Annotated in this window: 1 protein-coding gene; it reads right to left on the reverse strand. The window is 38.6% G+C overall.

What is annotated here, in order from left to right; translation table 11 throughout:
* Positions 1-121: 121 nt before the first annotated feature.
* On the reverse strand, positions 122-533 hold a 412-nt coding region (locus O59_RS20765), incomplete at its 5' end, for a DUF6795 domain-containing protein (RefSeq protein WP_157152686.1).

Here is a 533-nt window from a genome sequence, read left to right on the forward strand (position 1 = left end):
TGGCTGTACTCCGTTTTATTGACTCCTATCCTGAGTGGATCAGGCGTCGTTATTTTTCTTTTGAATACAATCATTTTTTTCTGAGATGTTTGCTGCCGTAGTTGGATTTAAATCAATCATATTATTTCTCTGATACCTTGGTTAATTTGTCCCACTTGCATAAGGTTCCCATGAGCGCATATTCTAAGTGTGTATCCATTTCTTCCGTTGTGAGTTCGCAGGTTAGATTTGATGGCTTACCGCCAAGCTCTCCAAACTGATGAGTGTTAGATTTGCTTAATGTCCATATCAGATAATTTTCGTTGTCATATTCGACGGTTATTTCTTGCGTAATTACAATTTGAGCCAATGGGTTTTCTTTATAGATCGCGACTTTTTGCGGGATATGAAAAAATCCATTCTCATCAGCAGTAAAGCCAAAATGCTCTCCTTTTTTATCCTTCCATTTGATCCATAGATTGATTTTCGCTCCGACGGCAGGTTTACCCTCAAATGTAATTTTTCCCTCGAGTGGTGAAAAAAGCACGGCTTCT

It is taken from the genome of Cellvibrio sp. BR, assembly GCF_000263355.1.
In the GTDB taxonomy this organism is placed as follows: domain Bacteria; phylum Pseudomonadota; class Gammaproteobacteria; order Pseudomonadales; family Cellvibrionaceae; genus Cellvibrio.